General features: G+C 61.4%; 30 protein-coding genes. 4 read left to right on the top strand and 26 right to left on the bottom strand.

Translation table 11 applies throughout. The annotated features are described in order from the left end of the window. The first annotated feature begins 30 nt into the window (after positions 1-30). The gene (locus FYC77_RS03095) at positions 31-492 is read left to right on the top strand and encodes a hypothetical protein (protein WP_149080046.1); all 462 of its coding nucleotides are present in this window, start codon (positions 31-33) and stop codon (positions 490-492) included. Positions 493-507: 15 nt separating this feature from the next. Here FYC77_RS03095 and FYC77_RS03090 read toward each other — a convergent pair whose 3' ends face one another. Further along, complete coding sequence (locus FYC77_RS03090; protein ID WP_149080045.1) at positions 508-789, bottom strand: amphi-Trp domain-containing protein; 282 nt, start codon at positions 787-789, stop codon at positions 508-510. Between the two features lie 406 nt (positions 790-1,195). Between FYC77_RS03090 and coxB the strand changes: the two genes are divergently transcribed. Together coxB and FYC77_RS03080 are read left to right on the top strand one after the other, a co-directional pair. Further along, positions 1,196-2,176, top strand: coding sequence for a cytochrome c oxidase subunit II (gene coxB, locus FYC77_RS03085; protein WP_149080115.1), 981 nt, complete (start codon positions 1,196-1,198; stop codon positions 2,174-2,176). Continuing rightward, positions 2,173-4,656 carry a cbb3-type cytochrome c oxidase subunit I gene (locus tag FYC77_RS03080; protein ID WP_149080044.1) on the top strand — a complete coding sequence of 828 codons (2,484 nt, stop codon included), beginning with the start codon at positions 2,173-2,175 and terminating at the stop codon, positions 4,654-4,656. Before coxB ends, FYC77_RS03080 begins: the two co-directional genes overlap by 4 nt. A gap of 359 nt (positions 4,657-5,015) precedes the next feature. On the opposite strand, the gene FYC77_RS03075 is transcribed toward FYC77_RS03080, so the two are convergent. Together FYC77_RS03075 and FYC77_RS03070 are read right to left on the bottom strand one after the other, a co-directional pair. Then, a complete protein-coding gene (locus tag FYC77_RS03075) occupies positions 5,016-5,360 on the bottom strand; it encodes a hypothetical protein (protein ID WP_149080043.1) in 345 nt (114 codons plus the stop codon). Between the two features lie 108 nt (positions 5,361-5,468). Next, the gene (locus FYC77_RS03070; RefSeq protein ID WP_238386777.1) at positions 5,469-6,989 is read right to left on the bottom strand and encodes a S8 family serine peptidase; all 1,521 of its coding nucleotides are present in this window, start codon (positions 6,987-6,989) and stop codon (positions 5,469-5,471) included. A 292-nt stretch (positions 6,990-7,281) separates the two neighbouring features. On the opposite strand from FYC77_RS03070, the gene FYC77_RS03065 reads away from it, so the two are divergent. Continuing rightward, positions 7,282-7,539: a cytochrome C oxidase subunit IV family protein gene (locus FYC77_RS03065; RefSeq protein WP_149080041.1), complete on the top strand. Its 258-nt coding sequence runs from the start codon at positions 7,282-7,284 to the stop codon at positions 7,537-7,539. Positions 7,540-7,985: 446 nt separating this feature from the next. Here the strand turns inward: FYC77_RS03065 and secY are convergent, their stop codons facing one another. The 23 genes from secY to rpl4p are packed head-to-tail and all read right to left on the bottom strand — an operon-like array spanning position 7,986 to position 20,596. Further along, positions 7,986-9,476 carry a preprotein translocase subunit SecY gene (gene secY, locus FYC77_RS03060; protein ID WP_149080040.1) on the bottom strand — a complete coding sequence of 497 codons (1,491 nt, stop codon included), beginning with the start codon at positions 9,474-9,476 and terminating at the stop codon, positions 7,986-7,988. A gap of 3 nt (positions 9,477-9,479) precedes the next feature. Continuing rightward, complete coding sequence (locus FYC77_RS03055) at positions 9,480-9,962, bottom strand: uL15m family ribosomal protein (protein ID WP_149080039.1); 483 nt, start codon at positions 9,960-9,962, stop codon at positions 9,480-9,482. A gap of 2 nt (positions 9,963-9,964) precedes the next feature. Then, positions 9,965-10,432, bottom strand: coding sequence for a 50S ribosomal protein L30 (locus FYC77_RS03050; RefSeq protein ID WP_149080038.1), 468 nt, complete (start codon positions 10,430-10,432; stop codon positions 9,965-9,967). After that, complete coding sequence (locus FYC77_RS03045; protein ID WP_149080037.1) at positions 10,429-11,091, bottom strand: 30S ribosomal protein S5; 663 nt, start codon at positions 11,089-11,091, stop codon at positions 10,429-10,431. The genes FYC77_RS03050 and FYC77_RS03045 overlap by 4 nt, the downstream gene beginning before the upstream one ends. Continuing rightward, positions 11,088-11,636: a 50S ribosomal protein L18 gene (locus tag FYC77_RS03040; protein WP_149080036.1), complete on the bottom strand. Its 549-nt coding sequence runs from the start codon at positions 11,634-11,636 to the stop codon at positions 11,088-11,090. The genes FYC77_RS03045 and FYC77_RS03040 overlap by 4 nt, the downstream gene beginning before the upstream one ends. After that, positions 11,636-12,085, bottom strand: coding sequence for a 50S ribosomal protein L19e (locus FYC77_RS03035; RefSeq protein WP_149080035.1), 450 nt, complete (start codon positions 12,083-12,085; stop codon positions 11,636-11,638). The genes FYC77_RS03040 and FYC77_RS03035 overlap by 1 nt, the downstream gene beginning before the upstream one ends. Further along, on the bottom strand, positions 12,078-12,824 hold the full coding sequence (locus FYC77_RS03030) for a 50S ribosomal protein L32e (protein WP_149080034.1): 747 nt from the start codon (positions 12,822-12,824) through the stop codon (positions 12,078-12,080). The genes FYC77_RS03035 and FYC77_RS03030 overlap by 8 nt, the downstream gene beginning before the upstream one ends. 3 nt (positions 12,825-12,827) lie before the next feature. After that, the gene (locus FYC77_RS03025; protein ID WP_149080033.1) at positions 12,828-13,361 is read right to left on the bottom strand and encodes a 50S ribosomal protein L6; all 534 of its coding nucleotides are present in this window, start codon (positions 13,359-13,361) and stop codon (positions 12,828-12,830) included. Positions 13,362-13,363: 2 nt separating this feature from the next. Then, a complete protein-coding gene (locus FYC77_RS03020) occupies positions 13,364-13,756 on the bottom strand; it encodes a 30S ribosomal protein S8 (RefSeq protein ID WP_149080032.1) in 393 nt (130 codons plus the stop codon). A gap of 1 nt (position 13,757) precedes the next feature. Further along, the gene (locus FYC77_RS03015; RefSeq protein WP_149080031.1) at positions 13,758-13,940 is read right to left on the bottom strand and encodes a 30S ribosomal protein S14; all 183 of its coding nucleotides are present in this window, start codon (positions 13,938-13,940) and stop codon (positions 13,758-13,760) included. After that, positions 13,933-14,472 carry a 50S ribosomal protein L5 gene (locus FYC77_RS03010; protein ID WP_149080030.1) on the bottom strand — a complete coding sequence of 180 codons (540 nt, stop codon included), beginning with the start codon at positions 14,470-14,472 and terminating at the stop codon, positions 13,933-13,935. The genes FYC77_RS03015 and FYC77_RS03010 overlap by 8 nt, the downstream gene beginning before the upstream one ends. Then, positions 14,469-15,176 carry a 30S ribosomal protein S4e gene (locus tag FYC77_RS03005; RefSeq protein ID WP_149080029.1) on the bottom strand — a complete coding sequence of 236 codons (708 nt, stop codon included), beginning with the start codon at positions 15,174-15,176 and terminating at the stop codon, positions 14,469-14,471. Before FYC77_RS03005 ends, FYC77_RS03010 begins: the two co-directional genes overlap by 4 nt. Next, positions 15,173-15,529, bottom strand: a complete 357-nt coding sequence (gene rplX, locus FYC77_RS03000; RefSeq protein ID WP_149080028.1) for a 50S ribosomal protein L24 — start codon at positions 15,527-15,529, stop codon at positions 15,173-15,175. The genes FYC77_RS03005 and rplX overlap by 4 nt, the downstream gene beginning before the upstream one ends. 3 nt (positions 15,530-15,532) lie before the next feature. Beyond that, the gene (locus FYC77_RS02995; RefSeq protein ID WP_149080027.1) at positions 15,533-15,931 is read right to left on the bottom strand and encodes a 50S ribosomal protein L14; all 399 of its coding nucleotides are present in this window, start codon (positions 15,929-15,931) and stop codon (positions 15,533-15,535) included. After that, the gene (locus FYC77_RS02990; protein WP_149080026.1) at positions 15,931-16,368 is read right to left on the bottom strand and encodes a 30S ribosomal protein S17; all 438 of its coding nucleotides are present in this window, start codon (positions 16,366-16,368) and stop codon (positions 15,931-15,933) included. The genes FYC77_RS02995 and FYC77_RS02990 overlap by 1 nt, the downstream gene beginning before the upstream one ends. After that, on the bottom strand, positions 16,359-16,763 hold the full coding sequence (locus tag FYC77_RS02985) for a ribonuclease P protein component 1 (protein WP_149080025.1): 405 nt from the start codon (positions 16,761-16,763) through the stop codon (positions 16,359-16,361). Before FYC77_RS02985 ends, FYC77_RS02990 begins: the two co-directional genes overlap by 10 nt. Before the next feature lie 7 nt (positions 16,764-16,770). Next, positions 16,771-16,983, bottom strand: coding sequence for a 50S ribosomal protein L29 (gene rpmC / locus FYC77_RS02980; protein WP_149080024.1), 213 nt, complete (start codon positions 16,981-16,983; stop codon positions 16,771-16,773). Next, positions 16,983-17,954, bottom strand: coding sequence for a 30S ribosomal protein S3 (locus FYC77_RS02975; protein WP_149080023.1), 972 nt, complete (start codon positions 17,952-17,954; stop codon positions 16,983-16,985). The genes rpmC and FYC77_RS02975 overlap by 1 nt, the downstream gene beginning before the upstream one ends. Further along, complete coding sequence (locus FYC77_RS02970) at positions 17,954-18,439, bottom strand: 50S ribosomal protein L22 (protein ID WP_149080022.1); 486 nt, start codon at positions 18,437-18,439, stop codon at positions 17,954-17,956. The genes FYC77_RS02975 and FYC77_RS02970 overlap by 1 nt, the downstream gene beginning before the upstream one ends. A 7-nt stretch (positions 18,440-18,446) precedes the next feature. Next, positions 18,447-18,872, bottom strand: a complete 426-nt coding sequence (locus tag FYC77_RS02965) for a 30S ribosomal protein S19 (RefSeq protein WP_149080021.1) — start codon at positions 18,870-18,872, stop codon at positions 18,447-18,449. Further along, positions 18,869-19,591 (bottom strand): 50S ribosomal protein L2, encoded by a 723-nt coding sequence (locus tag FYC77_RS02960; RefSeq protein WP_149080020.1) that lies wholly within the window; start codon positions 19,589-19,591, stop codon positions 18,869-18,871. The genes FYC77_RS02965 and FYC77_RS02960 overlap by 4 nt, the downstream gene beginning before the upstream one ends. Before the next feature lies 1 nt (position 19,592). After that, positions 19,593-19,847 (bottom strand): 50S ribosomal protein L23, encoded by a 255-nt coding sequence (locus FYC77_RS02955; RefSeq protein ID WP_149080019.1) that lies wholly within the window; start codon positions 19,845-19,847, stop codon positions 19,593-19,595. Next, positions 19,844-20,596 (bottom strand): 50S ribosomal protein L4, encoded by a 753-nt coding sequence (gene rpl4p / locus FYC77_RS02950; protein ID WP_149080018.1) that lies wholly within the window; start codon positions 20,594-20,596, stop codon positions 19,844-19,846. Before rpl4p ends, FYC77_RS02955 begins: the two co-directional genes overlap by 4 nt.

Here is a 20,596-nt window from a genome sequence, read left to right as displayed (position 1 = left end):
GCTTAAAGAAACGAGGCCGAGGTGTATCGTATGACTCGATTCGAGGCCACCGATCCGACCGAGCGACAGAAACTCTACGTCGATTCCATTACGGCTCACCGGACTCGAGGGAGCCACTTCCTGACGCTCGAAGCCGACAACGACCGTCTCGAGAGCGATATGATGGCGAGTCCGTCCGACGAAAACGAACCGGGGACGGCGTCGACCGCCAGCGACGACGCCGAACTCGCTACCCCTCCGTGGATCCAGTTCGGTGACGGGACGATCAATCTCGACTGTACAGAGGACGAACTCGAGACCCTGAAGGGGCTGCTCGAGGAGTTTCCGGCGTTCAAGATCGACGAACTGACGCGTCCCGAGGAGGCCGAAGGAGTGAACGCCCGCGTGAGTGCGAAGGCGGATCCGAACCGAATCGCTCAGTTCGTCGACAGCGTCTTCCGTCGCGTGTACGACCTCCCCGAGGGATTTCGCGTCTGGGCTGTCGAAATCTAATCGCCCTCTGTGTGGTTATCCGATGTGCAGGTCGCCGTCCGTTCCGTCCTCGCCTTCGTCCCACTCGAGTTCGAACTCGACGCCGAGTTCGTCTGGCCCGCCGGAACTCGAGGTTTCACGCTCGGCTTTGATTTCGAACGTCGGTCGAGACGGCGGCGCCAGTGTCACCGACTCACCACCGGATTCGAGGGTGAGGTCCTCGTCCGACTCGAGGCTGTCGGCGACGGTTCTGAGGTAGTCGGCGATCTCCGCACGGTCCATTCGCCGTTCGAACTTGAAGAGGACTTCTTCCGTCATACCTGAACGTTGGGCCGAACGGTATAGAGCGTTACGCCGTGACCGGCGCGCGCGAAGCGAACGTCGTCCGTCCTGGCGACAGTCGAACGTCATCCGTCCTGCCGTACCCGCGTTCGAACCGAAGGTGTTCGACTCGGGTCGGCACGCGATCGAATAGCTGTCAACACGGATATAGGAAGCCGATCGATCAGCGATAGAAACAAGGTCGATGAATCCTACGAATCGGTGAGGGACCGAAGCGGGCAAACGGGGACAACCGGCGGTACCCGTGTGGTTTCGGCCGGTTTCGAGACAAAGCCACTATCGGCTCGTTTCCAAATAGATAAGTGCCCCCAGCGACCATCGTCCGACATATAAGCGGTCTTCAATAGAGGTGGATACAATCTACAGCGCACTCACGATCCCGATGCAGGTGCAGACACGCGTCGACGTGTTCGAGATGATTTTCCTCGTCTTCCTCGGACTCGGCACGCTCGTTGGTGCCGTCGTCATCGCGTACACTTTGTACAACGCGTACAAGTACCGCGACGAGGGCGAGACGAGCGACGGCGACGATGTACCAACACTCGGGGAACTACCGACGGGTGGAAAGGGCGGAAAGAAACTGTTCGTATCCTTCGGGCTGAGCGCCATCATCGTTATTTCGTTGATCATCTGGACGTACGGCTGGTTGCTGTACGTCGAGGATGGCCCACAGGAAGCCCCCGAAGACGCAATCGAAGTCGATGTCGAGGGATGGGCGTTCGACTGGGGATTCACCTACGAAAACGGTGTCGAGACGAACTCCCTCGGTGAGGGAATGGTCGTTCCGGCGGACACCCCGGTCTGGCTCGAGGTGACTGGCACCGACGTCTGGCATACGTTCGGGATCTCAGAACTCAAGGTGAAAGCCGACGCGATCCCGGGTGAAGTCGACGAAACCTGGTTCATGGCAGAGGAACCTGGCGAGTACACCGCCGAGTGTTTCGAACTCTGTGGACCCGGTCACTCGGATATGGACTCCGACGTAATCGTCCTTCCACAAGACGAGTTCGATCAGTGGATGGACGATCAGCTCACGCTGACGATCACTCTCGAGGACGAGAACGAAGAACCAGTCACCGACGGCTTCGAACTCTCCATCGAGCACCAGGAGAACGACGAGTTCGACGAGGATCTCTCGGCGACGCTCGGACCCGACGACTTCGAGGACGGAACGGTCGAACTCGGGGACTTCGAGCAGGGCGGTGCGTACGACGTGACGATCACGCCGACCGACGACGAGTTCGAAGCGATCGAAGACACGATCGACTTCACCGGTCCAACCGACGAAACCTACGAACTTGAGGACCCTGATGCAGACGACGAAGACGATGACAACAATAACGACGGAGGTGACGACGAATGAGTGACCTTCCCCCGATGACGTCAGTCAAACGGTGGCTGGTTACGACGAACCACAAGGACGTCGGGATTCTCTACATCGTGACGGCCCTGTTTTTCCTCCTCTTTGGAGGAGTAATGGCGCTCGCGTTTCGCGCACATCTGTGGGAGGCCGGCGGAATCGGACTCCTGAGCGGTAACGAGTTCAATCAGGCAGTCACGGCTCACGGCCTGTTGATGGTGTTCTGGTTCCTCTCGCCGATCGCATCCGGGTTCGCGAACTATTTCGTTCCGCTCCAGATTGGTGCAAAGGACCTCGCGTTCCCCCGGATGAACGCACTCAGCTACTGGTTCTACCTCTTCTCCGGCGTTCTCATCGCCTTCTCGTTCTTCCAGGGCGGGGCGTACGCCGGCGGGTGGACGATGTACGCGCCGTTGAACGTACCGACGTACACACCCGCAATGGAGGCGACGACGGGTGGCAACGCGACGATCCTCGGCTTGATGTTGTTCGTCATCTCGATCACCATCGGTACCGTAAACTTCCTGGTGACGATCCACCGGTCGCGCGCCGAGGGCCTCGGCCTCTGGAACATGCCGATTTTCACCTGGTCGTGGCTGCTCACGGTCTGGATGATGTTGTTCGCGTTCGCGGCGCTGCTCGCCGCGTTGCTGTTGCTCGCGACTGACCGGGTCTTCCTCACACAGTACTTCGCGGCCGAACAGGGTTCGAGCCTGCTGTGGGCGCACCTGTTCTGGTTCTTCGGCCATCCGGAGGTCTATATCGTCTTCTTCCCTGCGTTGGGAATCATGTTCGAGACGTTCCAGACGTTCACTGGTCGACGGTTAGTCGGCCGAAAGTGGGTCATCATCGCGATGGTTCTGGTGGCAGTCCAGTCGTTCCTCGTCTGGATGCACCACATGTACCTGACGACCATCAACTTAGAGATCAAGACGCTGATGATGGCGACGACCATCGGGATCTCGTTGCCGTTCGACCTGATGGTCTTCGCGTTGATCTACACGATGGTCAAAGGGCGCGTCCGGTTTACGACGCCGTTCCTGTTCAGCCTGGGCGCACTCGTACTGTTCATCCTCGGTGGGATCACCGGGGTGTTCCTCGGCGCAGTCGTGCTGGACTACGAGTTCCGGGGAACCTACTGGGTCGTTGCTCACTTCCACTACGTGATGGTCTCCGGTGTGACCGCGTTAGTCGCCGGCCTCTACTACTGGTGGCCGAAGATCTCCGGGAAGATGTACTCCGAGACGCTCGGAAAGATCAACTTCGCCGTCTACTTCGTCGGCTTCAACCTGTTGTACTTCCCGCAGTTCCTCGCCTGGGAGACGCCACGACGTGTCTTCCACTTCGCCGAGGGTGCCGAGTTCTACCACCAGCTTTCGACCGTGGGCGCGTTCGTCTTCGGCGCATCGTTCCTGATCATGTTCGCAACGTTCGCCCACAGCTATCTCTACGGACCGCGAGCACCCGACAACCCGTGGGAGTACTCGCGTACTGCTGAGTGGGCCGTTCCATCGCCGCCGCCACTCGAGAACTGGACTGGTCGGCCGAGCTACAGGACCGGCAATCTCGAGTTCGTCGAGGACTCGAAGGCGGCGACCGACGGCGGCGTCGCCCAGGGTGAGGCGGCGGCTGCCGAGGTTGCCTCGACTCACGAAGAAGACCACCCCGATCACGCGAGTATCTGGCCGCTCGGGATCGGTATCTCGACGTTCCTGTTCTTCTTCGGGTTAACGGGAATCACGCCGTATATCGCCGAATTCGCACAGGGAACCGAGACACCGCCCGAAGGTTTCGTCGGTATGGCTGGAGAGCCGAACATCGTCTATCCGATCCTGACGGTAGTCGGCATCGTGGCGATGGGATACACGCTGTTCAAGTTCGGCGTCGAACAGTTCGACGTCCCCGAGATGGCGGTCGCCGAACGATGGCCGTTCGGCGGCGTCGGTAACACGAAATTCGGTGTCTGGGTGTTCCTCGCATCCGACGTCGTCGTCTTCGGTGCCGTGATCGGTGCGTTCATCTTCATGCGCCTTCATACGGGCTGGAGCGACTGGACGACCGTTCCATTCGCCTCGTGGCCAGGTCTGCTCAACACCTACGTCCTGCTCACCTCGAGTTTCACCGTCATCCTGGCGCTCGTCTTCGCCGAACGCCAGAGTAAGAAGGGTCTACTCGGGGCGATGGGTGCGACGCTGTTGCTCGCGCTGACGTTCATGGGCGTGAAAGCCTACGAGTACGGCGTCAAGTTCCAGCAAGGCGAGTTCTGGTGGACCGGAATCGAGTACTCCATCTACTTCGTGACCACCGGCTTGCACGCGCTTCACGTGATATTCGGCGTGCTCATCGCGCTGTTCATGATCTACCGGATCGTCAGCGTGGATGCCTACCTCGAGGACCACCGGCCGGTCGAGTTCTTCGGACTCTACTGGCACTTCGTCGACATCGTCTGGGTCATCCTCTTCCCGCTGTTCTACCTGATGTAGCGGCGATTCGTTACATCAGTTCTCTCGACTTTCGACTCCGATAGTAATCGTCGAAACGATTTCCCCTCTGCACTCGAGCACTCAGCACGGCCAGTGCTGGCCGCTGTTTCGTGAGCGGGTGAGTGTTGGCGTTCAGTGGTTACTATTGGCGTGAACGAGCACGTCGAGTCGGATACTGCACCAACGACACGGATCTACACAGTGATCGTCCGGGCGCTGTGTCCGGACGAGAACTGATGGTCAATAGCGACGAGAGCCCGTAATCGGCGGAAACTGTCTCATACGAGTTCCTGTCCGTCAGTGCCGGCGCAGCCGCGACCCGTGGGGGATCCGCCGAGGCGTCGGCACAGTGATCCATCTCAGACGTCTCGGTCGAAAAAGGTGAGACCAGTTTCCGCGTAGTCGGGGTCCTGGCGATAGGTCAGCGCTTGGCTTCGGCGTATCTCCCGTGGGTCCCTCGTCAGATACGCGGAACCGATAAAGCGAATGTCCTCTCCGTCGGTCCTACTGGCCGATATCGTTACTTCGACATCCTCTGGCGGAACGTCGAACTCCGAGAATCCTTTTCGAAGCTGTTTCCCTTCGTGTTTATTCGTCGCCGTGGCGCTCCCGTAGACGCCGATTTCGCTTTCGGTGCTACGCGGGGTGACGGTCCACTCGCCGACGTGTCGGTCGTAGGACTCCGTCGTAGTCGGTTCGATCACCGCAAGTGACGATTCGTTGGGGCGGAACTCGCCCTCGATTTCTATACTATATCTCTTCTCATCTTAGATAGGACACAGAGTTTTTCTCTAGAAGGTTAAGTTCGGAGATCACGTGTCGATATTTCGGGCAACTACGACGAAAAGCCCCAACAGGACGGCAGCGACGGTGAGCACGATAACCTCGCCGATGGGAGACGTTGACATCGATTCGAGCCACGATTCGGCTTCAACATCGTCGGTCGAGTGGTCGTCACTCGCCTGTGTGCTGGCGACTTCCTCGGGTTCGACGCGTTCGTCAACTAACTGGGTCGCCGCGGCGTCTGCGTCGACGATCCCGTATCCGTACCGAGTGTCTTTCTCATCCGGTGCGTCAGCTGGCTTCCACGCTGTCTCCGTGAGGATTCTCGAGACGTCAGATGGCGTCGTATCCGGTTCGATCTCCAGTAACAACGCGATCGTTCCGGCGACGTGTGGCGTGGCCATCGACGTTCCGGGGAACGGTTCGTATCCCCCGCCAGGAACCGCGCTGTCGATCGCAACGCCAGGTGCGACGACGTCGGGCGCAACGTACGTTTCCGGCCCCGTCTCCCACTCAGTCCGCTCGAGACGTTCTCCCCCCGAGAAAGACGCGACGGTCCCGTCCGGACCCACCGCGCCGACGCTGATCGAATTGTAGACGTTCGCGGGCGATCCAGAGGTGTCCTCTCCCTCGTTTCCGATCGCCGCAACCACGGCAACGCCGCTCTCTTCTGCGTTCCGAACCGGGTCGGTCAGCTGGTGGTGTCGGCCGGTCGCCCCGAAGCTCATACTGATCACGTCGGCCTCTTCCTCGAGTGCCCACTCCATTCCGGCGATGATCTGTGCAAACGTCCCGCCTTCCTCGTCCAGGACGAGTCCGTGGAGCAACTCGGCCTCGGGAGCGACACCGATCGCCGTTCCGCTCTGATTTCCACCGGCGACGGTGGCACTGACGTGTGTTCCGTGCGCTCCCGAATCGTACGGCGTCGATCCCACGACGCGATCACCGCTCTCGTTGAACTCCGCCCAGCCGCCGGGATACGTCGGATCGGTTGGGTCGTCCGTGTGTAACTCGATGTCCGGATGGTCCGCGTCGACACCGGTGTCGAGGACGGCGACGCGGACGCCATCTCCACGAGCGTCGTGCTCTTCCCAGACCGTGGGTGCGTTCACCGCTTCGACACCCCAGGTTGCCGACGGATCGTCATCCTCATCGGCAACGTCGTCGCGTTCGTCCGGTTCCGGTGGCACCGATAGTTCGAAGTTCTCGTGGATCGCTTCGATTGCATCGAATCGCTCGAACGCCTCGAGGTCGACGCGATCCGTCTCGACCTCGAGTAAGACGGCATTGGTCACCCAGAACTCCTCTTCGACGGAGATCCACGCTGTTTCGGTCGCGTAATCGAGCAACGGTGCTTGTGTTTTTGCTGCGTGTTCCTCGAGGCGATACTCGACCTCGTCGTCGCTTGCATCCTCGGGGACGGTTGCTTCCTCGAATCGAACGACGAGTTCGACCGTTTCCGAGTCTTCGAGATCACGAAGACTGTCGTCGATTTCGAGGTCATCGTCACTGCTAACGAGGTCCGCGTTCTGGTTCGCTACTATGGGCACCACGAACCCCGAGATCACGAGAGAAGACACCAGCAACGCGCAGACGACGCAAGCGATCGTCCGTGACGTTGGCCGAAAGCGTACCACGATACGATAACTGGGAAGTCATCGAACAAAGACATTCTGGTGGCGCACTCGTTTGATATCCCACTATCGCCGCCGATGCGGACTCCTGTGGCGGTCAGTACCGACATACCGACGACGAGTTTACCGTTGTTCGATGACAACTTGTCCGGACGGACTCGAGGGCGTTGAGGAAGGTATAAGTGCCCCTCGCCCCGAATACCCAGCAATGGCTAACGTTCGAACGTACTCGCTGATCTACGTCGCATTGCTGGTGTTGGGTACGGGCAAGTTCGCCTTTTTCGAGTTTCTGACGTACGAAATGGCCCTCGCAGGGACGATCGTGCTCGCGGTGGCCAAGATACTGTTGATCGCGGGCTACTACCAACACCTCCTCGAAGAGCCACGGTCTATCTCCTACATGATGGGCCTCGCCGTGTTCATGGTATTTCTGCTGACGATCGCAGCAGGATACTCCATCCAGTAACGCCCGAGCACTCTGTTCTCCGTTCATCTTGGCGACAGTTCGATTCCGTCTCCTGTAGGAACCGGTACGGACCGCGATGTGTCTGTCTCGGTCGATCCCAAACCGCCGAGCGATCGACCGGCAATCAGTCATCGCAGGCCGTCTGACACACTCGAGCCACAGTGGCGGGTTTTCGAATGCGCTTGTTGCAAGCGATCCAATCGGCTTACGAGAAGAGATGGACGGTTCGAATCGTGGTCGCTCTCGAAGCGGATTGCGCTGTAGTGGCCATGGCTCGTACGCCTATTGTGATACGATTTACTGTAAATCATTTCCGGCGCAACCGCGACCCGGGCAGCCGGTGTGGCGGAACTGACTGATAGTAAACTGTAACAGTGACCGACTGGCCAGCAGAAAGAAAGAGACGCAGTCCGAACGAAATCGGGCCAAAGCGGCCCGGAGGTCCGTTACTCCTTGCCGAACATCTGGCGCATCATCGGATGCATCTCCATCATCTGCTCCTCGGCGATCTCTTCGTACAGTTTGTACGTGATCGAGACAGCCAGCAGCAGACCCGTTCCGGTAACGGCACCGATCGTTCCGAGCATGTTCGCCCAGACCGCCAGGATACCGACGAGCGCGCCGCCGATGACGGTCACCTGCGGAATGTACCGTTCCATGACTTTCTCGATGACGCCGACGTTCTGTCGGAAGCCAGGGATCTGCATCCCGGAGTTTTGGATCTGACGGGCCGTCGCTTCCGGCCCCATGTTCGTCGTTTCGACCCAGAAGATCGCGAAGATCGCGCCGCCGATGACCATAAACGTCAGGTCCACGGAGATACGGATCATCACCATCCACGCCTGCTGGGCGACTTCACCCGTCCACCACATCCAGTCGTTTGGCGAGTAGATCGGTGCGGTGTAGTAGAAGAATCCGCTCACGGGCTGGCCTTGACTATCGTAGACGCCGAGCCACGGTAACTCTCGGCCGAGCAACGCGATGGTCGACGCGTCGCCAGTCTGGCGGTTGAGAATCTGACCGATGAACTGAACGTTCGCCTGCAACGCGCGAACGAGGATCATCGGCAGGACGCTCGCGTAGATGAGCTTCACGGGGAAGCGACCGCGAGCACCCTTCACTCTGGCGTGACTCAGTGGGATCTCGACGCGGACAGACTCCGCATAGACGACGATCCCGAAGATCAACAGCGTCGTAAAGAGGGCGATAATGTGCCCGTCCTGTAGTAACAGCGTGTAGAGGCCGTCACCAGCAACGAGCGAGCCAACTTCTACCTGGCCGGTAAAGATCCGATACCAGTCGTAGAAGAACCCTCCCTCAGCTGGTTGGATAAACCCAGTAACGAGCTTCTGGCTCACGCCAGCGATGATGAACAGCCCGATCCCGCTGCCGACCCCCCACTTACTGACGACCTCGTCCATATAGAGGATGAGGACACCCCCGATGAAGATCTGGGTGAACATCAGCGCCTGAATCTGGGTCTGATCGAAAGTGAACCCGCCGAGCGTCAGCGACTGCTGGGGTGGCAGGAAGCCGCCGGCGAACACCATCGGGAGTGCGGTCAGCGCCGTCATGACGATGACGAGCAGCTTCTGTAGGCCCTGGTAGAGCACCTGATCTCGGGGATCGTCCGTATCCAGCCCGAGAAGGTTCGCCCCGCCGAGCAACTGCATGACGATGCTCGCCGTGACGATCGGTCCGATACCGACCTGCATCAGCGAGCCCTGTTCACCCGCAAGAACCGCACGGAACTCGCCGAAGAGGTCGTCCCCTGCACCGGATTCCATTCCGAACAGTCCGATGTTCGTCAGGAAGAAGTACAACACGAGGATCCCCGCCGTCCAGGTCAGCTTGCGCTTGAAGGGAACGTGTCCCTCCGGTCGCTGGACTGCGGGCATCCGCGTCAAGACCGGTTCGGCGGCTTCCTTCCATCCCATACGTTAGTCCTCGTTCTGTTCGGAGTCGTCGTCTTCAGCGTCCTGTGCTCGCTCCGAGAGCACTGCCTCACCGCCGGCAGCCTCGAGTTTCTCTCGAGCGGCCTCGGAGAAGGCGTCGGCCGTCACCGTCAGCTGGTTGCGGACCTGGCCGGATCCGAGGACTTTGACGACGTCGGCTTCGTGTCCGTCTTCGACGATGTCGCGAGCATCCAGTTCGTAGCCACCGTTGGCCTCGTCGGCGAGATCGTCGGCAACGTAGAGGATGGCGTCCTCGTCTAACTTCTGGACATCGATCTCTACGACCTCCTCGCGGATGTCGTGTGGACGTTTGAAGCCGTGTTTGCCTTTCGGTTCGTAGTTGTGGAACTCGTGTTTGCTTCGTCCGGCGCGGCCGCGTCCGCCACGGTGGCCAGCACCCCGTCGATTCTTGTGGGTACCACCGCTATGTGTCCGCGATCCGCGCTGACGTCGTTTTTTACTCGTCATGGTTATCGCATCGATTCTAGCAGGTCGTTAATCTGCTCTGTTGTATGCTTTCCGAGTTGGCCTCCCTCGACGGTCGGCTTTTTGATACCGTCGTGACCACCACGTGGTGGGTGGAGCCGAAGCGTCGGCGACAGCCCAACGTCTCGAAGCGTCGTCTCCTCTGTGAGGAGGGCGTTCGCGAGTGCGTCGAAGTCGTCGTACTCGGTGTTCTCCGCGAGCCACTCCCCGTCGACGTCGGACTGGTTGCCCTCGAGGGGTTCGGCGCGCTTTTCGAGCAGCGTCGCGAGAACGTCCTCCGTCGGCTCACCGTGTGCGACGTAGTCGTTGACCTTGGTGATCATCCCCTGATAGGTGTCGGTCTCGGGGACGAGCGCACAGTGGTTGACGCTGTGGATGTTGAGCATCTCCAGGGTGTCCTGGACGTCCTGCTGGCGGTTCACTTCACCGCGAATCTGGACGATTGCCTTCATTGGTCGGCCACCTCGGCTTCGTCACGGTCGCTTGTGCGCGGTGCCGGTTGTCGGGACTGCGAAGCGTTCTCGAGCGCGTTGAACGTCGCCTTCGCGAGGTTGACGGTCGTGCGCGTATTGCCGTGGCTCTTGGTCCAAGCGTTCTCGAGACCGGCCAGTTCGAGGACGTGGCGGACGGTGTCACTCGCGGCCAGTCCGAGCCCTTCGGGGGCCGGGATGACCTCAACCTCGACGGAGCCGGCCTTTCCGGTCGTCCGTCGGCTCAGCGAGTGTGGCCGCTCCGAACGGTCCTCCCACGAGCCGGATCCTCGAGGGACCTTGAGCATGTTCAGCTTCGCGATACCGATCGCCTTCTGGATGGCGGAGCCGACCTGATCGTCTCGGCCTTCCGCGTAGCCGACGTAGCCGTCGCGGTTGCCCACGACGACGACACATCGGAACTTCACGCGGCGGCCCGAGTCGGTCATTCGCTGGACCATGTTGATGTCCAGCACTTCGTCGTCCAGTCCAGGGAGGAGCTGGTCGACGATCTCGGGTTCCTTCAGCGGGAGCCCCGAGTTGAGGGCGGCTTCCATCGTGTCGATTTCGCCCTCCTGGACCTTCCGGCCGAGACGGGTGACGGGTTCCCATCCGTCGTCATTGTAGTTGTTTCCACTCATTCGAGAATCGCCTCTCGTACGTCGTCGAAGTGTTCTGGGAGTTCGGTCGCGTCGAACTCGCCGCTGTACAGCGGCTCGTCTAGCTGTTCTGCGTACTCGGCGATATGCTCGCCGCGGGTACGCGACCAGTCCGCGAGCACGCTATCGTTGTGCGGTATCTCGAGGCCGGCGTCGATTGCGCCTTCCTGAACCGCGAACACCTTGTTGCCGGGCGTCGCGGTGTTGAGGCCGATATCGAGAACCGCTTCCTCGAGACCAGCGTCGACGGCTCGCTGGCCGGCTAGCAGGCCGGTCAGGTACGCCGCCGAAATGTTGCTCGTGGGGGCGTCCCAGCCGTACTCCTCGAGATCGCTCGAGTGTGCGCTCGCGAGCGTTTCGTCGCCGTTGGGTCCGGGAACGATCAGCTGCGCCGTAGTGTGCTTGTTGCTCTTGCGAGCAACGAGGCGGGGCTTGCCCGATTTTAGCAGGCGCAACCTCTGATGGTAGTCCGTCCGGACCTCGCGCCGACGCCGCATCGGCACCTTGTATCGTGGTCCTGTCGCCATTATTGGTCACCGTAGTTTTCGTTGATATAATTCAACAGGTATTGGACGCTACGGAACTCCCCACCGCCAGCCTTCTTGTAGAGCTCGCGGTACTGCGTGGGCGTAACCTCGCCCTTGTCACGGAGTTCGCGCAGCTTCCGTCGCTGTGCACGAATCTTGTTCTGCCACTCGTCTTTGGGATTCTGGCGGGCACCCTTCTTGCCGCGGCGCTTGCCTGGCCCCTTCTGGTGGCCGTAGGCGCGCTTTGCGTTGCGCTCGCGGGCTCGGCCGCGGGAGTTGCCCGTTGCGTCTTCGGCCTGGATGAGGCCCTCGTCGACGAGTTCGCGGATCTCGTCGCGCGTGATCGCTTCGGCGATATCGGCCTGGGCGCTCGGGTCGAGCCAGATGCGATTCTTTCCGACGTCCAAGACGTCGGCCGCGAGTCGCTTCTGTGCGGAGAGATCAGTCATCGGATTCCACCTCGACTTCTTCGTACGTTGGGTTCAGGACACGAATGCCCTCGTCTTCCGCCGTCTCCTCGATCCGCTCGCGCTTGCGCGCGCCAACCGAGGACGCGATACGGACCGCTTCCGTGTCGCCGTCGACGCCCTCGAGGTCGTCCGTGTTCTCGACGTAGACCTCCTCGAAGCCGCTGGGGTGTTTTCCCCGAACGGCGTCGGGCGTTCGGTAGCCGGCTTCGACAGTCGGCCCTTTGCCCTTGACGCCACGGCGCTGTTTCGAGAGCTGTCCGCGGGGGCGGCGCCAGGATTCCGGCGTCCGTTTTTTCATGTGGTAATCCTGGCGGTTGAACTGCGGCTTCCCCTCGCTCTTACGGCGCTCGAGAAGCCGTGTCTCCTCATCGGAGAGCTCCGGCGTCTTCTCGACCAGTCCACGAGGCTGCAGTTCCGTCTCGACGTCCTCGGCCAGTTCCTCTTCTTCGTCAACGCCGTCGTCTTCGATCTCCGCTTCGGTCTCCTCGGAGACCTCGAGATCGCCGACGTCAGCCTTGATACGCGCGGCGAGCGCGTTGCCGATACCCTCGGCTTCGGCCAGATCGTCCTGGTCGGCTTCCTTGACGTCCTCGATGGACTCGAAGCCGGCCTCGCGCAAGGCATCGGCCTTGCTTGCGCCGACGCCACTGATGTCCTCGAGTTCCTCCGGTCCGTCGTCGGCCGGCGTCTCCTCAGTTTCTGGTTCGTCGTCTGCCATCTATCAGACACCTCTTTTGGCGGGTTTCTCGGTGATGTAGACCCCGTCCTGGAAGACGCGGGTGTCCTTGCCGCTGACTCGGGTCAGCTGTTCGATGTCTGCCGCCGTCTGGCCGACGTCCTCTTTGTTCGGGCCGGAGAGGACGACGACTTCGCCGTCGACGGAGACGTCGGTGTCACCGTGGATGTTCGTTCGTCGCGGTGCCTTCTCGCCGAGGAAGTTCTCGATGACGACTTCCTCGCCCTCCGCGCGGACCTGCATTGGAAAGTGAGAGTAGAAGACTTCCATCTTGTACTCCCATCCATCGGTCACGCCGCGGAAGGCGTTCTCGACGTGGCTCTCGAAGGTGCCGACGGTCGCGTTCGTTTTCGCGTCCTCGGACTCGCTTTCGATTACCACGCTGTCGTCTTCCACGTCGACGCTCACGTCGGGGTACCAGAGACGCCGGGTAACGGTGCCTTCTGGGCCGTCGACGGTCACGTCGAGATGGTCGATCTCGACGGTTACGTTGTCGGGGATTTCCAGTTCGACTCGCATGGTTAGTAGACGTATGCGATCACCTGGCCGCCGATCCCCTGTTCGCGCGCTTCGTAGTGGCTCATGATGCCACTGCTCGTCGTGACGACGAGTGCACCGAAGTCTCGAGCCGGGAGGAATCGTTTCTCCCACTTCTCGAAGTCGTCGGCACCGGCGCTGTATCGGGGTTTGACGGGTCCGCAGGCGTTGATCGCTCCTCGCAGTTCGATCTCGAACTGACCGGCTTTACCGTCGTCGACGTACTCGAAGCCGTCGATGTACCCGCGGTCGTAGAAGACCTCGAGTACGCTGCCGATCTCGTTCGAGGCGGGCGTTACCTCGTGGCTCAGTTTACCGACGCTCTCGGCGTTGTCGAGCCCCGAGAGCGCGTTGCTGAGTGGATCATTTCCAGTCATGTTATCGGTACTTCTTGAATCCCATGTCGCGGGCGATCTCGCGGAAGCACTGCCGGCAGAGGTTGATGTCGTACTTGCCAACCAGGCCTTGCTTGCGGCCACAACGCTGGCAGGCCGCTTCCTGGCCCGTGCGCTTTGCGGCGTGCTCGCCCGTGCTGTCGTGTTCGTGTTCGCTTTCACTCATCCTCGGGGTCCTCTACGGTGACGTCGAAGTTCGCCTCGAGGAACGCGACCGCGTCCTCGGGGGTGAGTCGGTGACTCGAGGGGATCGACCGCGTCGCCTTGTCACGTTTGGCGATACGGTAGCCCGGACGGACCAGGTTCACGGTGACGTCCAGACCGTAGATCCCGACGTTCGGGTCGTACTCCTGACTCGGGAAATCCGTGTGTTCGGCGATGCCGAAGCTGAAGTTGCCCGTGTCGTCGAACTGCGACGACGAGAGCTCCGCGATCGGCAGAGCCGTCTCGAGGAACTCGTGGGCGTCTTCGCCACGGATGGTGACCTTCGTGCCGATCGGGTCGCCCTGGCGGATGCCGAAGTCGGGTTCGGTGTGTTTGGCCTGGGTACGGACGCTCTGTTGGTCCGTGACCTCCTCGATGATGTCCTCGGCTTTGCCGAGTTCACGGCCACCCTGACCGACGCCCATGTGGACGACGACCTTCTCGACGCGGGGTTTGCGCATCTCGTGGAACTCGCCGGATTCGGCTTCGCTCATTCGTCGTCACCTCCGTCGTCAGTAAAGTTCTCGTCGATCACGACGACGTACTCTTCGACGGTCTCGAACCCGCCGTCGTCAGTGGAGACGGTGACGGTGTTCGAGCCACTTCCGGGCGTGACATCGATCGCTTCGATCTCGCCGATCTTGCCGCCGTGGTTGCCCTGGATGGCGGTGACGAGCGCACCTTCCTCGTAGGGGAAGTGTGCGACGATCGATTTGTCCTCGTTGTCGACGACGATGGAGTCGTTTGCGCTGTAGGATGGGTCGTCGACGATGACGTTCGTCCCATCGTGAAGCGTAAGCTGGGTGTCGCCGCCGGAGACCTGGCGTTTGCCGTCGATCTTGCCGAGGCGACTCCCGGCGGCCTCCTCGTCGATTTCGGTCAGCGCGAGCCGACCGCCCTCGTCGGGGAAGACACGGTAGTACTCCTCTCGTCCGGGGAAGGCGATGATGTCGAAGATTCCGATCGGACGCTGTTCGTCGTTGATCGCGACGCCGTTGACGAGGATCGAATCCTCCGAAAGGGCGTAGCGCGCTTCCTTCGTGGAGTCCACGTAGCCGAGGACGTCCCGCAGAAGAACGACGAGTGGAACGCCGTCTTCGCCGTGCGGTCCGCCACCGGCTTTGACCGTGAAGACATCGGTCTTTCGCTCGACCGGCCAGGAGTTCGGAACTGAGAGTCGTTTCTGGTGTTTCGTCATTCGCTATCACCTTCGAGACGCGCCTCGCGACGCTCGTCCGAGAGATCGAGGTCCGTAATTCGAACGTTCGAAGAGTCGAGCGGACGGGGAACTTCCTCGCCGTCGGCCGTCTCGATCGTCACGTCCTCGACGTGGATGACGCCGTCCTCGAGGACGACGCGTAGAACCTCGCCTTCCTCGCCGGCGTGGTCGCCACGCATGACCTCGACCGTATCGCCCGCGTTGACGCGGGTTCGACGCGTGTCGTACTCCTCGCGGAGGTCCTCGGAGAGCGTCGCGTGAAGCTGCTTCCCTCGCTGGTGCAGCGGGGCACGCTCCGTCTGATTTCGCTGTTTGTGTGGTTGTTTGCTCATTGTCTATACGATCATCGTCGCCGTGCTGGCGATTGCTCCGAAGCGCTCTGCGACTTCGCGGGCGATCGGCCCCTTGATCTCCGTGCCGCGGGGCTCTTCGTTCTCGTCGATGATGACCGCCGCGTTGTCCTCGAACTTGAGTCGAGTGCCGTCCGGTCGGCGGACCGACTTCCGCTGGCGGACGATGACTGCCTCGAGAACCTGTCGGCGCATCTCGGGGGTCCCCTTCGTGACCGAGACGGTCACTTTGTCACCGAGTCCCGCCTTCGGCTGGCGGTTCTTGGTGCCGTGGTAGCCCGCGACGCTGATGACTTTGAGTTCACGTGCGCCCGTGTTGTCGGCACACGTGACCAGCGACCCCTTCTTGAGTCCCTGGGTGACGTCAGCTTTCATCGCCTCCATCACTCATCACCTTCGTCTGCAGCCGCGGCGAGGTCTTCGTCCGAGAGTTCCGGCTCAGGCTCTGCCTGCCCCGTCAGCTCGGCGACGTCCACCGCAGTCGCTTCTTCGGTTATTTCGACGACCACGTGCGATTTCGTCTTCGACAGTGGTCGGGTCTCTGCGATCTTGACCGTGTCACCGACCGAGAGCGGCTCGAGCACGCCCGGCACGTGAGCCGGAATGCGCGAGCGTCGTTTCATGGAGCGGTCGTACTTCGGAACCGCTACATCGTACTCTCGTTCGACGACTACGGTCTTGTCCATGTCCGTCGAGACGACCTGCCCCTCGAGGATCTGTCCTCGAACGGAAAGGTCGCCGTAGAACGGGCACTTCTCGTAGTCGTATTCCTCCGGATTCTCAGGTTCCGGAGGGGTTTCAACGTCTAGTCCTATTGCCATGGTGAGTCACCATTCGTTTCCGTGCGTCGGGCGGGTCGTGAGAGCAGTCGCGATCCATCGACCGTAACGTAGGCTACACCCTCGCCAGCGCTGTCTGATGGTGCCGATCGCTCGGTTCCACCAGGTTGAGTGTCGGCCAGTTTGGACGTAGTCCCCGACTCCTTCGTGGAGTCGGCGGCTTCATCTGTGATCGCGAACTCGAACGTCGAGCCCGATTTTGGCACCGTGACGACCCGGGACTCCCCGTCGGTTCGAACCTCTATCGAGAGTGTGTTCGTCGTCTCGATGACGACGCGGCCCTCGAGGCCGACCCGTCCGTCGTCGTCGCTGTCGACGACGCGGACCGGAAGCCCGTTGAGTTCGTGTCGGGGGAGCGTCTCGGGTGTCAGTGCCATTGCTGTGTTATTCGTCGTCGAAATCGTCTTCTTCCTGCTGGATCGTCTTGATCCGCGCGATCGTCCGTCCGAGTTCGCCGATTCGACCCGGGTTCTCCGGGGCACCACCGGCTGCGAGGACGGATTTGGCGTTCAGGAGTTCGGTCTCGAGTTCCTCGAGTTCCTCCTCGCGTTCGGCGGGCGTCATGTCGCGAATTTCCTCGACGTGGATGATCGCCATCAGGCGTCACCTCCCTCGTCGTCGCTTTCGTCTGTGGCTTCCTCGTCTTCCATCTCGGCCATCAGCTCTTCGGCTTCGGCCTCGACGTCCTCTTCGAGGTCCTCGAGGTCCTCCTCGGCGTCGGCCTCGTCGTCCGCGTCGGCGTCAGCGTCGGCCTCAGCGTCGTCGTCCTCGAGTTCCTCCTCGATGACCTCTTCGACGACTTCCTCGTCGAGGTCGCCGTCCTCGTCAGCCGCCGTCTCGACGGCCTCGTCGGCCGGCGCTTCGACGCCGGCCTCGACGGCTTCCGCTTCCTCGGGTTCGCCCTCGAGCAGTTCCTCGACACCCTCGGCCTCGTTGGCCTCGACGGCATCGGGAACGAGCTCTTCGGGATCGAGGTCCTCGTGGACGCCGAAGTCGTCGGGGAGTTCGGCGTTCGGCGGGATGATCTTGACCGTGACGCCGATCGTTCCGAGCTTCATGACGGCGACGCCCTGACCGTGGTCGACGATCTCCTCGGCGGGTTCGCCGTTGTGCTTGATGTATCCTCGGTTGAACTTCTCGACGCGCGAGCGAGCGCCCGTGACCTTCCCGGAGAGGACGATCTCGGCGCCGAGCGCACCGGCTTCCATGATCCGGTCGATCGTCGTGTGACCGGCTTTGCGGAAGTACCAGCCGCGCTCGAGTGCGTTCGCCAGTCGGTCCGCGACGATCCGGGCGTTGAGATCCGGCTCGTCGACCTCCTGGACGTCGATCTGGGGATCCTCGAGGTTGAAGCGCTCTTCGAGCGCCGTCGTGACCTTTCGGATGTTCTCGCCGCCTTTGCCGATGACCATCCCTGGCTTCTCTGCCTTGAGGACGATCTGGGTTCCCATCGGCGTTTTGGCGACGTCCATGCCACCGTAGCCCGCGCGGCCGAGCTCTTCCTGGAAGAACTCGTCTATCTGGGACCGCTGCAGGCCGTTTTCGATGAACTGGTGTTCGTCAGCCATTAGTTGTCGTCCTCCTCGGATTCGCTTTCGTCGGCGTCCTCGACGACGATTTCGACGTCGACTTCGGGCGTGTTCCAGGCCGATGCTCGGCCCATCGCACGGGGTTTACGACCGACCGCCTCGCCGACCTTGTGGGCGGCGACGTGGACGATCTCCATCGACGAACCGTCGAATCCCTGATGGTCGGCGTTGGCCTCGACGTTCTCGAGTAAGTCGAGAAACGCCTTGGAGGCCTTCTCGGGATACCGGCCTGCGTCCCAGCCGTCGATGTCGGAACGGTGTCCGACGCCGCTGTTGTGGGACTTGAACGGAACCGACTGTTCGCCGTCGATCACGTCCTGAAGGTACGCCTGTGCGTCGTCGACGGTTCGTCCCTTCAGTTCGCGCGCGATTTCTTTGCTGTGCTTGTGGCTCATGTGACGCTCCCGAAGCATCGCTTTCGCGGTGGCGTCCGGGTCGGCGTCGACTGAGTAGTTGATTCCCATGCGTGGATCACTTCAGTGGGACGAACTTCGACGATCGAGTCGCGCCGATACCAGCCTGTCCGTGTTCGACGGAGTTGCGAGTCAGCTGGAACTCGCCGAGATAGTGTCCGATCATCTCGGGCTCGACGCGGACGCGCTCGAACGACTGTCCGTTGTACACCTCGAACGTGAGACCGACGAACTCCGGCAGGATCGGCATATCACGAAGGTGGGTCCGGATCGGCGCGTTTGCCGTCTCCTCTTCGCCTTTCTCGCGGGCCTTCTCGAGAAGCTTTTGTTTCTCGACGGAGAGGCCGCGTTTGATACTTCGCCGCTTGCGTGCGGGCAGCAGTTCCGCGACGTCTTCGAGCTCCATCTCCTGCAGCTCCTCGACGGTGTGACCGCGGTAGGTGAACTCCTCACCCTCACGGCCGGTTCGGTACTCCTGGCTCATTTGTTTCCACCTCGGCCGGTTCGGCGCGAGGAAATGTCACCGACTTTGCGTCCCGGCGGGGCGTCCCGCGAGACGGATTTCGGTTTCCCCGGGTGTTGGCGGCCGCCGCCACCGAACGGGTGGTCGACGGCGTTCATCGCGACACCGCGGACGCGGGGCCACTTGGTCCCGCGGGCTTTCATCTTGTGGTACTTGTTTCCGGCTTTGACCATCGGTTTCTCCGTGCGTCCGCCACCGGCGACGACGCCGATGGTGGCACGACACTGCGGATCGAGGCGCTTGACCTCGCCGCTTGGCAGCTGGACGACCGCGGCGTTGCGGTCGTGGGTGATCAGGTCCGCGTTCGTTCCAGACGCCCGGGCGAACTTCCCGCCGTCGCCGGGGTTGGCTTCGACGTTACAGACCGGCACACCTTCGGGAATCTCCGCGAGCGGCATCGTGTTGCCGGGTTTGATCTCCGCGGAGACGCCGACTTGGATCTCCTCGCCGACGCCGATTCCTTCCGGAGCGAGCACGAGTCGCTGATCACCGTCGTCGAACTCGATGGCGGCAATCGGCGCTGAGCGGGCCGGATCGTGTTCGATATCCACAACCGTTCCGCGAACGACGTCGCCGTCCTCTTCTTTCTTGTGATCGAGCTTCGCCTTGTATCGGTGCGACGGGGCACGGAACGTGGAGGTACCGCGACCACGTCGCTGTCCGAGAATTCGTCGTCCCATCTCAGAACACCCCGATACGCGAGGCGACTTCCTGGGCGTCGTCGTCCTCGGAGAGTCGAACTGTCGCTTTCTTCTTGCCCTTCATCGTTAGCTGGGTGTTGATGTTGTCGACCGAGACGTCGAAGCGCTCTTCGACCGCATCACGAATGTCGTGTTTGGTCGCATCCGGGTTGACGACGAACTGGAGCTTGTTCTCGAAGTCCATGTCGTTCATCGCCTTCTCCGTCACGAGCGGGTGTTCGATGATACCGGTCATCGGTCCGCCACCTCCTCGAGTGCGCTTTCGGTCCAGACGGTTAGTCGACCCGGCTGTGCGCCGGGTGCGAGATCCTCTGCGTTGACCTCGGCGGCCGTCGCGACGTCGGCCCCGGCGAGATTTCGTGCGGCCCGGGATGGGCCGGTCTCGCTCGAGGTGACGAAAAGGATCGACTTTGGCGTCTTGTACTTCCGGCCACGGGCTTTCCCCTGACCAGAGCGGACGCTGCGGCCCTCCTCGGCGCGTTCGATGTCGTCGGCGATGCCGGCGGCCTCGAGGAACTCGACGACCTCCTTCGTCTTCTGGAGGTCCTCGAACTCGTCGTCGACGACGACCGGAACGTCCGTGTCGGCGTCGAAGCGGTGGCCACGTTCGGCGACCAGTTCGGCGTCGGTCGTCGCGGCGACCGCGCTTCGGATGGCGAGTTTCTTCGTCTTCGTGTTGATCGATTCTCCCTGCTCTTTCTCGGCTTTCGGCGGGTGTGCCTTGCGTCCCTTGACCGCCTGGGGAACGCGGCGGGCACGACCGTCCTGTCGCGGGACGTGTGCCATCCCGCGACCGCTACCGAGCGATTCGGCCGGCGTTCGTTTGCCGGCGAACTCGTCGGCGCCGTAATCCTGTTTTCGGTTTGCCTGGGCGACGCGAACGGCACGAGCGATCAGATCCGGGCGGTACTGCGTGTCGAAGACCGCCGGGAGCTCGACCGAGTCCGCGTCCGAGCCGTCCAGGTTGCGTACTGTTACTTCCAT

This window comes from Natrialba swarupiae, assembly GCF_008245225.1.
GTDB lineage: Archaea > Halobacteriota > Halobacteria > Halobacteriales > Natrialbaceae > Natrarchaeobius > Natrarchaeobius swarupiae.
This window is presented reverse-complemented; position numbering and strand designations above follow the sequence as displayed.

Coding starts and splice junctions, on each gene's coding strand:
- FYC77_RS03095 (WP_149080046.1), top strand. CDS start 31: ATGACTCGATTCGAGGCCACCGATCCGACCGAGCGACAGAAACTCTAC.
- FYC77_RS03090 (WP_149080045.1), bottom strand. CDS start 789: ATGACGGAAGAAGTCCTCTTCAAGTTCGAACGGCGAATGGACCGTGCG.
- coxB (WP_149080115.1), top strand. CDS start 1,196: ATGCAGGTGCAGACACGCGTCGACGTGTTCGAGATGATTTTCCTCGTC.
- FYC77_RS03080 (WP_149080044.1), top strand. CDS start 2,173: ATGAGTGACCTTCCCCCGATGACGTCAGTCAAACGGTGGCTGGTTACG.
- FYC77_RS03065 (WP_149080041.1), top strand. CDS start 7,282: ATGGCTAACGTTCGAACGTACTCGCTGATCTACGTCGCATTGCTGGTG.
- secY (WP_149080040.1), bottom strand. CDS start 9,476: ATGGGATGGAAGGAAGCCGCCGAACCGGTCTTGACGCGGATGCCCGCA.
- FYC77_RS03055 (WP_149080039.1), bottom strand. CDS start 9,962: ATGACGAGTAAAAAACGACGTCAGCGCGGATCGCGGACACATAGCGGT.
- FYC77_RS03050 (WP_149080038.1), bottom strand. CDS start 10,432: ATGAAGGCAATCGTCCAGATTCGCGGTGAAGTGAACCGCCAGCAGGAC.
- FYC77_RS03045 (WP_149080037.1), bottom strand. CDS start 11,091: ATGAGTGGAAACAACTACAATGACGACGGATGGGAACCCGTCACCCGT.
- FYC77_RS03040 (WP_149080036.1), bottom strand. CDS start 11,636: ATGGCGACAGGACCACGATACAAGGTGCCGATGCGGCGTCGGCGCGAG.
- FYC77_RS03035 (WP_149080035.1), bottom strand. CDS start 12,085: ATGACTGATCTCTCCGCACAGAAGCGACTCGCGGCCGACGTCTTGGAC.
- FYC77_RS03030 (WP_149080034.1), bottom strand. CDS start 12,824: ATGGCAGACGACGAACCAGAAACTGAGGAGACGCCGGCCGACGACGGA.
- FYC77_RS03025 (WP_149080033.1), bottom strand. CDS start 13,361: ATGCGAGTCGAACTGGAAATCCCCGACAACGTAACCGTCGAGATCGAC.
- FYC77_RS03020 (WP_149080032.1), bottom strand. CDS start 13,756: ATGACTGGAAATGATCCACTCAGCAACGCGCTCTCGGGGCTCGACAAC.
- FYC77_RS03015 (WP_149080031.1), bottom strand. CDS start 13,940: ATGAGTGAAAGCGAACACGAACACGACAGCACGGGCGAGCACGCCGCA.
- FYC77_RS03010 (WP_149080030.1), bottom strand. CDS start 14,472: ATGAGCGAAGCCGAATCCGGCGAGTTCCACGAGATGCGCAAACCCCGC.
- FYC77_RS03005 (WP_149080029.1), bottom strand. CDS start 15,176: ATGACGAAACACCAGAAACGACTCTCAGTTCCGAACTCCTGGCCGGTC.
- rplX (WP_149080028.1), bottom strand. CDS start 15,529: ATGAGCAAACAACCACACAAACAGCGAAATCAGACGGAGCGTGCCCCG.
- FYC77_RS02995 (WP_149080027.1), bottom strand. CDS start 15,931: ATGGAGGCGATGAAAGCTGACGTCACCCAGGGACTCAAGAAGGGGTCG.
- FYC77_RS02990 (WP_149080026.1), bottom strand. CDS start 16,368: ATGGCAATAGGACTAGACGTTGAAACCCCTCCGGAACCTGAGAATCCG.
- FYC77_RS02985 (WP_149080025.1), bottom strand. CDS start 16,763: ATGGCACTGACACCCGAGACGCTCCCCCGACACGAACTCAACGGGCTT.
- rpmC (WP_149080024.1), bottom strand. CDS start 16,983: ATGGCGATCATCCACGTCGAGGAAATTCGCGACATGACGCCCGCCGAA.
- FYC77_RS02975 (WP_149080023.1), bottom strand. CDS start 17,954: ATGGCTGACGAACACCAGTTCATCGAAAACGGCCTGCAGCGGTCCCAG.
- FYC77_RS02970 (WP_149080022.1), bottom strand. CDS start 18,439: ATGGGAATCAACTACTCAGTCGACGCCGACCCGGACGCCACCGCGAAA.
- FYC77_RS02965 (WP_149080021.1), bottom strand. CDS start 18,872: ATGAGCCAGGAGTACCGAACCGGCCGTGAGGGTGAGGAGTTCACCTAC.
- FYC77_RS02960 (WP_149080020.1), bottom strand. CDS start 19,591: ATGGGACGACGAATTCTCGGACAGCGACGTGGTCGCGGTACCTCCACG.
- FYC77_RS02955 (WP_149080019.1), bottom strand. CDS start 19,847: ATGACCGGTATCATCGAACACCCGCTCGTGACGGAGAAGGCGATGAAC.
- rpl4p (WP_149080018.1), bottom strand. CDS start 20,596: ATGGAAGTAACAGTACGCAACCTGGACGGCTCGGACGCGGACTCGGTC.